This window comes from Micromonospora sp. NPDC003944 (assembly GCF_053605225.1).
In genome coordinates, this window is record NZ_JBSGIV010000036.1 from 65,670 (window position 1) to 72,079 (window position 6,410).

4 protein-coding genes are annotated in these 6,410 nt (G+C 75.7%); all 4 read left to right on the plus strand.

Annotation, left to right across the window (positions count from 1 at the left end; translation table 11 throughout):
* Nucleotides 1-71 precede the first annotated feature (71 nt).
* The 4 genes from ACWER9_RS19150 (at nt 72) to ACWER9_RS19165 (ending at nt 6,328) form a co-directional block, all read left to right on the plus strand.
* Nucleotides 72-1,940 (plus strand): protein kinase domain-containing protein, encoded by a 1,869-nt coding sequence (locus ACWER9_RS19150; protein ID WP_452303095.1) that lies wholly within the window; start codon nt 72-74, stop codon nt 1,938-1,940.
* Between the two features lie 252 nt (nt 1,941-2,192).
* Nucleotides 2,193-4,199, plus strand: coding sequence for a bifunctional adenosylcobinamide kinase/adenosylcobinamide-phosphate guanylyltransferase (locus ACWER9_RS19155; protein WP_452303096.1), 2,007 nt, complete (start codon nt 2,193-2,195; stop codon nt 4,197-4,199).
* Complete coding sequence (cobS, locus tag ACWER9_RS19160) at nt 4,189-4,962, plus strand: adenosylcobinamide-GDP ribazoletransferase (RefSeq protein WP_452303097.1); 774 nt, start codon at nt 4,189-4,191, stop codon at nt 4,960-4,962. The genes ACWER9_RS19155 and cobS overlap by 11 nt, the downstream gene beginning before the upstream one ends.
* Nucleotides 4,963-5,029: 67 nt before the next feature.
* A complete protein-coding gene (locus ACWER9_RS19165) occupies nt 5,030-6,328 on the plus strand; it encodes a DUF2314 domain-containing protein (RefSeq protein WP_452303098.1) in 1,299 nt (432 codons plus the stop codon).
* The last annotated feature ends 82 nt before the right edge of the window (nt 6,329-6,410 follow it).

A 6,410-nucleotide genomic window follows, 5' to 3' on the forward strand; every position in this document is an offset into this window, starting at 1 on the left:
CGCTCGCTCTCCCCCGGCGGAGGCCTACGGGGTGGATCGATCCGATCGACGTCGGCCGGTACGGTGGCTCGGTGCTGACACGGGGAGTGCTGCTCGGCGACAGGTACCGGCTCGGTGAACGGGTGGCGACGGGCGGGATGGGCGCGGTCTGGCGCGGCACGGACGTGCTGCTCGAACGCGAGGTCGCCGTGAAGGTGCTGCTCCCGTCGCTTGTCGCCGATCCGGAGTTCACCGCCCGTTTCCGGGCCGAGGCGCGGATGCTCGCCGCGCTGCGGCACCCCGGCGTGGTCCCGGTGCACGACGTGGGGCAGGCCGTGCTCGACGACGGCAGCCAGGTCGACTACCTGGTGATGGAGTACGTCGACGGCGAGCCGTTGTCCGTCCGGGTGCGCACGGTGCGGCGGCTTGATCCGGCCACCACCATGTCGGTGCTGGCCCAGGCCGCCGACGCGCTGCACACCGCCCACCTCGCCGGCATCGTGCACCGCGACGTGAAGCCGGGCAACCTGCTGGTCAAGGCCGACGGCAGGGTGGTGCTCGTCGACTTCGGCATCGCCCGTTCCCGGAACATGGCCGGGCTCACCGCCGCGAACATGGTGCTCGGCACCGCCTCGTACATGTCGCCCGAGCAGGCCACCGGTCAGCCGGTCTCGGCCGCCACCGACGTCTACGCGCTCGGCGCGGTGGCGTACTTCTGCCTTGCCGGCCAGCCGCCCTTCCACGGTGACAACCCGCTCGCGGTGGCGCTGCGGCACGCCCAGGAGGACCCGGCGGCGCTGCCGGCGGACACCCCACCGGCGGTCGCCGCCGTGGTGGCCCGCGCGCTGGCCAAGCGTCCGGAGGACCGGTTCGGCAGCGCCGCCGAGTTGGCCGCTGCCGCCGCCGACGCCCGGGACGCGACCCTGGCGAGCATCCCGGTCTCGGCCCGACCTCCGTGGGCGCTCGCCGCTCCCACCCCGGGTGTCCCGGCCGCCGCCTCGCCCGCCATCCCGGCCCCCGCGCCGCCGGCCGGCCCGTCCCTCGCCACTCCGGCCGGCCCGGCTTCCGCGTCGCCGGCCAGCCTGGCTCCCGCCTCGCCGGCCAGCCTGTCTTCCGCCTCGCCGGTCGCGGCGACGCCGCCCGCCGGGTCGGTGTCGGCGGGGCCTGCCGCTCTACGCCCAGCGGCGAGCGTCGCGGTCGAACCGACGACCGAGCCGAAGCCGACCCGGGAGGACGCGATCGGAATCGGGCCGGTGGGCCGACGCCGTCCACTGCTGGTCGGGGCGGGCGCGGTCGTCCTCGTCGCGCTCGTCGTCGCGGTGGCCGTGGTGGCGCTGCGGCCCGAGGCGAAGCCGGGTTCCACGGACCAGCCACCCGCGCTGGCCGGCGAGTCGGTGGCGGTCACCGACGCACCGCCCCCGCCCGGGGAGGCGACCACGACCGGGCCCCGACCCAGCGGTACGCCCGGCGCCGCCCGCACCGCGACGGCCGACCCGACCGGATCCCCGGCAGACCCGACGGCCAGCGGCGGGCCGGGCCGGACCGCCGGCGCACCGGGCAGCACGCCGACAGGTACGACCAGCAGCCGACCGACGCCCAGCCGCACCCCGTCCAGCCGACCCAACCCGTACACTGCGGCGCAGGCGTGCGGCAGCGGCTACCAGGTGATCGACTCGGCGACACTGACGGGCACGGACGGGAAGCGCAAGGGCCGGGTATTCCTGACGTACCACTCGGGCACCGGCACCAACTGCGTGGTCACCCTCAAGGACACCGCGGTCGGGACGAAGTCGGCGGCGTCCGCGTACCTGGAGGTGCAGGGGCGGGCCCGGAGCACCGACAGCGGGTCGTTCGACTACTACGCCGGGCCGGTGAAGGCCAGTGCCGCCGGGACGTGCGTGAAGTGGGGCGGCGCCACCGGCGGGGCCAGCTACGGCAGCGGCTTCGAACACTGCGACTGATCATCGCCAACCGCGCCGGTGGTCCCCGCGTGCGCGCGGGAGTTGGCAGGGTAGATCTTGGACACTTTCCGTTACGCGCGAACGGTAAGTGTCCAAGATTGCCAGCGGCGGCGGGTGAGGCGGCCCGGGGTCGCGCCGCGTCCGGAGCAGGAAACTGGACGCTTTCCCGCAATGGTTGCGGAACGGGCTTTGATCTTCGCGAGGGCTGGGGCGACGTGCCCAGACATGAGGCGAGCGAACTAAGGTACGGGCATGTCCGTTGACGGGTGGAACACGGTCCTGGTGCTCGGCGGTATCCGGTCCGGCAAGTCCGAGTTCGCCGAGTCCCTGGTCACCGACGCGCCGGTGGTCCGCTACGTCGCCACCGCGCCCGAGGGCGACCCGGAGGACACCGAGTGGGCGACCCGGCTGGCGGCGCACCGCGCCCGACGGCCGGGCAGCTGGACCACCGAGGAGACCTCGGCGGACCCACGCCGGCTGGCCGACGTGCTCGCGTCCGCCGAGCCCAACGAGACGTTCCTCGTCGACGACCTGGGCGGCTGGGTGACGGTGCTGCTCGACCCGGACCACCAGCCCGCCGACGACGTGGCGACGATCGCCGAGCTGGCCGAGGCGATCCGCGGCTGCACCGCCCGGGTGGTGCTGGTGAGCCCCGAGGTGGGGCTGTCGCTGGTGCCGACCACCCCGCTGGGTCGGGCGTTCACCGACGCGTTGGGCGCGGCCAACCGCGCGGTCGCCGACGCCTGCGACGCGGTGGCGCTTGTCGTCGCCGGTCAGCCGGTCTGGCTCAAGCCGGCCGCCGGCGCGACCGGGCCGAGCGCCGTGAGCACGCCGGCAGCCGCTGCGGCCACCGTGAGCACGCCGACGGCCGCCACCGTGAGCGCGGCCGAGCCGGCCACACCCGCCACCGTGACCTCGTCGACGGCCGCCGCAAGCGCACCGGTGCTGGCGAGCCTGGCCGACACCGGGCCGACCCCCGAGGTGCAGCTGCCCGAGGTGCTGACCCACACGCCGCCGGCCGCCCCGACCCAGGAGCCGGGCAACGCCTGGGCCGCACCGACCATGGCGCTGCCGATGGTGGCCACCGGGCTGGTCATCCAGCCCGGCATGGAACTGCCGATGCCCGACGAGTACGCGGGCCCGCAGGCGGTGGACCGACTTGCCACGCTCGACGTACCGGGCGCCGGGCTGGGCGTACTGGACCGGGTGGTGGGCTTCGCCGCCGCCACCCAGGGCACCTCGACCCCCGCCGCCTGGGGCTCGGTGCGGGTGCTGCTGCTGCACGGCGACCACGCCGGCGGCGCGGCGGCCGGCTCCATCGCCGGTGAGTCCGCGCGCCGCGCCGCGCAGGCCCGCGCCGGCCGGGGCGCGTTGGCACGGCTGGCGGCCGAGAGCGGCGCCAGTCTGCAGGTGGTGGACACTCCGGCCTCCGCGCCGATCGAGGACCAGCCGGCCCTCGCGGCGGAGCAGGTGGAGTCCGCGCTGCGCTACGGCTGGCGCTTGGCCGAACAGGCCGCCGACGCCGGCGTACAACTGCTTGTTCTCGGGGCGTGCGGTGCCGGCACCGAGGCGGCGGCCGCGGCGGTGCTCGCGGCCACCGCGGGCGCGGAACCACCCGCCGTGCTGGGCCGGGTGATCACCGACTCCGGCGAGATCGACGACGCGGCGTGGATGATCCGCTGCGCGGCGGTACGCGACGCGCTGCACCGCACCCGCCGGTCGTCGCGTGGCGCCAAGGACATCTTGGCCGAGCTGGGCGGCGGCGACGTGGCGGTGGCCACCGGCGTGCTGCTCGGCGCCACCGCCCGCCGGGTGCCGGTGCTGCTCGACGGACCTGTCGGTCTGGCCGCCGGCATGGTGAGCCGTGACCTGGCCGGGCAGGCCCGACACTGGTGCCTGCTTGCCGACCACGGCGGGCACCCGGCAGTGCGGCTCGCCGCCGACGTGCTGGGCCTCACCCCGCTGCTCGACCTGCGGCTGGACCTCGGCGAGGGCGCGAACGCGCTTGTCGCGTTGCCGCTGCTGCGCTCGGTGCTGGCGCTCTCCGCCGCGCTGCCGGTGCACCCGTCGCTTGCCGGCGCGGACGACATCGGCCTGAGCGGTGACGAGCCGGAGTCCACCGACCCGGACCTCGCTGATCTCGACTCCACCGGGCCCGACTCGACCGAGCCCGACTTCGCCGAGCCGGAGCCGGCCGGGCCGGGCCCGACCAGCACCGGGGCGGACGAGCAGCCGGCGTCGGGCTGGCGTGCCGGCTGAGCCTCGGCTCCTCGCCGGAGCCCGACTGGCGGTCACCACGTTCACCACGCTGCCGGTGCGGGCCGGGCGCATCGACTGCCAGGTCGCCGGCGTGGCGATGGCCCTCGCCCCGGTGGTCGGGGCGCTGCTCGGCGCCCTGCTGGCCGGTGTGCTGCTGCTGACCGGCGCGCTCGCTCCCCCGCTGGTGGCGGCCGGTGTGACAGTCGGCGTCGCCGCGCTGCTCACCCGAGGGCTGCACCTGGACGGGCTGGCCGACACGGTGGACGCGCTCGGCTCGTACCGGCGGGGGGCGGCCGCCCTGGAGATCATGAAGAAGCCGGACGTCGGTCCGTTCGGGGTGGTCGCCCTGGTGGTCGTACTCCTGGTGCAGGCTGCGGCGCTCGCCGACCTCGCGGGTCGGTCCTGGCCGGCGTGCCTCGCGGCGGTGGTCGCGGCGACCGCGGCCGGGCGGTTCGGCGTCACGCTGGCCTGCCGACGGGGTGTGCCGGCGGCCCGGCCCGACGGGCTGGGCGCGCTCGTCGCCGGCACGGTCGGCCCGGTGGCCCTGGCCGCCGGCGCGGTCGCCGTCGTGCTGCTTGCGGTGCCCGCGGCGCCGGGCCGTCCGTGGCAGGGGCCGGTGGCCGTCGTGGCCGCCATCGCCGTCGCGCTGGCGCTGCTCACCCACGTGGTACGCCGGCTCGGCGGGATCACCGGCGACGTCCTCGGCGCGACCGTCGAGGTGGTCACCACGCTGGTCTACCTGGGTCTGGTGCTGTCCGGCTGAACCGGGCAGGGCGGGCCGGGTAGCGTTCGGCTCGACAACACCGGCGCGGCCACCGGGGGATCCCACAATGCTCATCACTGACGACTTCCTGCCCGTACCGGTGCCGGAGTCGCTCAGCGCGACCTATCTGGTGCCGATGGTGGGGCTACCGAAGGTCAGTGCGAAGACCGCGGTGGCGGCCCTGGCCGGCCGCCTCGCCGAGCCGGTGCACGGGCTGGCCCGGCAGATGCTCGACAGCCCGCTGATGAGCGTCGACACCCGGCCGATCGCCGAGTTCCCCGAGCTGCCGCCGGACCTGCTCACCGCGTTCGGCGCCACCGAGGAGCAACTGGCCCGGCTGGCGGCGGCGACGCACCTGGTGGTCGTGCAGGCCGAGTACCGGCCCGGCTGGCCGCCCGCGCACGAGTGGGCCGCCCGGGCGGTCGCGGCCGCCGTGGCGGAGTCCGTCGACAGCGACGTGGTGGACGTCTTCGGCCTGCAGTTCCTCGACCCGGCGACCGCGCTGCGCTCCCTCCCCGACGAGCAGGGCCGCATCCGACTCGTCGACTGGGTGCTGGTGCCGTACTCCTCGGACACCGAGGGCCTGTGGTTCACGACGAAGGGGCTGCGCCGCTTCGGCCTGCTGGAGTTGCAGACCCAGGGGGTGCCCGACCACCTCACCCGGGCCTGGGGCGCGGTGATGACCGGGGCGGCCCGCCGGCTGCTGCGGGACTGGACCGACGGGCTCACCGGCGAGGAGGTGCCGGCGTTCGTGCAGCTGCCGGTGCTGGCCACGGTCACCGGGCACGACATCGCGGTGGCGTACGGCAATCCGGAGCAGCACGGCGCCACCGCCCCGGTGCTGCTCCGCCTCGAACTGGACCCGGCGACCGACCCGGAGGCCGACTCGTTCCTCAGCCTGCGCCCACCGGCCGGGCACCCCGGCCCGGACGGGCGCTACTACGCGGCCGCCTGCGCGACCCTGTTCTCCGGGATCCAACCGGACGTGCGCTACGCCCGCTCCGGTGACGCGATGAGCCGGGCGGTCGCCACCGCCCGCGCCGCGCTCGGTGACGCGCGGGCCCGGTTCGTGGCCGGCCGGTTCCCCACCGAGTCGCAGCTGGTGGTGAAGTACGGCCTGCCCGGGGACGACGGCCCGGAGTACGTCTGGGCGGGCGTCACCTCGTGGGAGACCCCGGAGCGCATCGTCGGCGTGAGCGCCAGCGACGCCAACACCGACCAGAGCGTCCGCATCGGCGCCCCCGTGGTCGTGGAGGTGACCGACGTGGTCGACTGGGCCGTCCTGAACGCGAGCGGCGTCATCGAGGGCGGCTGGACCCAGGCAGTCCTGGACTCCGGCGAACCCCCAACCCCCAAAACCCCCTAAACCCCCCAACCCCCCACCCCGCCCACCCCCCCAACCCCTCTCGTCCTTGTTGATCAAGAGGTTTGCGTCACGTTGTCGCCCG